Below are 2,645 nucleotides of genomic sequence, written 5' to 3' on the forward strand. Positions count from 1 at the left end.
AACCAGTGGCAACGGCGCGACCGGAGCAGCCGCGAAGGCTATCCAGGTCGCACTCGCCCAGCTCGGCGACCCGTACATCTACGGTGCGGAAGGGCCGAACGCCTTCGACTGCTCGGGTCTGATGCAGTACGCGGCGGCCGCCGCCGGCGTTCGAATTCCTCGAGTCGCGGCGGATCAGTACCGGACACTGCCCAAGGTGAACCCCCGGGACATCAAGCCCGGCGATCTCATCTTCCCGTCCGAATCGTTCAAGGGTGCGAATAATCCCGGTCACGTCATCATGTACATCGGCAACGGCATGTGCGTCGAAGCGCCGCACACCGGTGGCCACGTCCAGTACCGCAAACTACCCAGCAGCTACGCGGCCGCACGCTGGGCATGACTTTCCAGCCGTTTCCGCTCGACTTCCACCGGTGCCGGCGACATCGAGCAACAGCTCACACTGGTTCGCGTCGTACGCGCGGAACTCGCTACGCATTTCCGGTGCGGAGTGAACTTCTGGCGCGGCGACCGGGCCATCGGTCGCGGCAAGCGCCCGGTCGTGACGGCGTCAATACCCGACGTACGAGCCGCCACCGCGCATCTGCACGATTCCCGGCACATTGCTGACCGACCCGTAACGCTCGATGGCATAGCGAACGCCCGCGACGATGTTGTCCACGGGATTCCAGATATCACGGTGTCCTGGAACGGAATATGCGTTGAACGTCGGATCGATGGTCTGCATCAGACCTTTCGACGGAATCCCGGCCGCGGCGTTGCTGTCCCAAAGGTTGATGGCGTTCGGGTTGCCACCGGACTCGTGCTGGATGATCGCCGCGATGTCGGAAGGATCGATCTGACGCGTGTCGTAGCCGTGCTGACGCAACACCTGCAAGGCTTCGTTGATCCATTGCCCCTGTTGCCCGGACGGCCGCGTGCGTGGCGGACCGCCACTGGGCCCGTGCGTGCCGGAGTGCGACGTGCGGCGGGGCCGCCGCGACTGGACGGGACGCGACTCGCGCAGGTAGCGGTCGGCCAGGGCCGCCACCCGATCGGCGGTGAGCACTGTCGCGGCCTGCCCCTGGCCCAGTACGGTACCCGCGCGTTGCAAGGCGTTGTCCAAGGTGGAGATCACCAACTGCCTGCTCACGCTGGCGTCCTGGACGTTTCCGAGCGCGGTCAGGGCGGTGTTCACCTCGGCGATGATCGCGCCGATCGCGGCGCGGCCCTGTGTAGTGCTGTCGACCGCGCCGCCGAGGATGCGTTCCAACTCGGCGTTCATCGACTGTGTCGCATCGCCGTGGCGGGCTCGATTCTGATTGCTGTCGGCGTACTGGGAACCGAGCGCACCGTCCCACACGACGGGTCCGCTCGGCCGCGCCGCGCCGAGATCGGGCGGCGCGTAAGGCTGTCCCGACACAGCGGTCGGCGGTCCGTCACCGTACTGGGCGGCGATGGCAGCCAAGGCGCCCATCGCCGCGGCCGCCATGGGCGCGGACGAGCCCGACATGCCGAGCGCGTCCGAGCGCGGGAGGGAGGTGGAACCCGAAGCCGCGGTGTTCGTCTCGGATACCGACGGTGCGCTTTGGGCTCGCCCCTGAGCCGTCGCGCTGGTCGGCGCTGCTGGGGCAGGCGCACCTACCTGCGGACGCGGGATCGGGGCGGAGGCGCCGCGCGTCGCGGATTTGGCGGCGCGGCGCGGCGCGGCGGTGGTTGCGCTCGCACGCCCGTCGCGAGGATCTCCGGGATCATCGGAATCCGTCTCGGGCGGAGTGCGATCCGTCGGAGCCATCAGTTACCCCGATGCGCGCGGACACAACGCACGGTGACCACAGAGGCAGCCATGATTCACCTTCCGCCGGATGCCCCGGCACGCGCACTGCCGATCGCCGGACACGATCAGTGCGCGCTGGAGCCGGAGAAGTTCTCAGCCGACGTGGCAGCGATGTTCGCCATCCGCGCCGATGCGGTGAACTCGTGCCGCCTTGCCCGCTGTCGGTTCACCCGACTCGGAGTGCCTCTTCCCCGGCACTCGCCCGAAGCGTATTCGCAGCTTAACCCAGCTATTTCCGGAGCCACGACCGGCCTGTTCCCGCTTGCGGGAATACGGGGCGCCCGCATTCTGGCACATGGTCGCGCGACAATCGCGAGGCGCCTCGGTCGAAAAATGCACCGCGCGAGAGCCTGCGCGGCGTCAAACGGCGACGTTACGCATCGCCGAGGCGATGCTGTTGGCATAGGCGATGCGCTGTCCTCTCGCCTCACCGGAGCTTCTTTCGTAATACTGATCGAAGACCGCGGCCGCGTAGGCAGGCGTCTGCGCGGCTCGGAGATATCCGTACGCGGCCGATTCATTGCTGCGCAATTCGGCCATCATGAAATCGATCTGGACCTTCCAGTCGGTGACCGGCTTCCCTTGGGCTGCCGCGAACCGCTCCAGGGCCTGCCGCCGCCCGCCCCGCCACTGACACAGACCGATGGCGCCTTCGCCCGAGTTGTACGCGCTGGTGTTGAAACCGGACTCGACCTGCAGGTTACCCACGATTCCTGCTGCTTGCGCTGGCGTGAGCCCATATTTCGAAATGAGATAGCGATAGACATCCGCCGGATTGGCCTTCGAGCCTCCCGGAATGTTGTCGGCGTTGCCACTGGTTCCGGTGGAC

At 66.9% G+C, this 2,645-nt stretch carries 3 protein-coding genes; 1 reads left to right on the forward strand and 2 read right to left on the reverse strand.

Translation table 11 applies throughout. The annotated features are described in order from the left end of the window. A partial coding sequence (locus tag ACIA5H_RS37700) for a C40 family peptidase (RefSeq protein ID WP_397081139.1) occupies positions 1–382 on the forward strand: 382 nt, incomplete at its 5' end. Positions 383–550: 168 nt separating this feature from the next. Here the strand turns inward: ACIA5H_RS37700 and ACIA5H_RS37705 are convergent. Then, positions 551–1,492, reverse strand: a complete 942-nt coding sequence (locus ACIA5H_RS37705) for a transglycosylase SLT domain-containing protein (RefSeq protein WP_397081141.1) — start codon at positions 1,490–1,492, stop codon at positions 551–553. Positions 1,493–2,176: 684 nt separating this feature from the next. Then, positions 2,177–2,645, reverse strand: a 469-nt coding sequence (locus ACIA5H_RS37710) for a phage tail tip lysozyme (protein WP_397081143.1), incomplete at its 5' end; no start/stop codon positions are given.

It is taken from the genome of Nocardia sp. NPDC051900, assembly GCF_044452545.1.
Taxonomy (GTDB): domain Bacteria; phylum Actinomycetota; class Actinomycetes; order Mycobacteriales; family Mycobacteriaceae; genus Nocardia; species Nocardia sichangensis.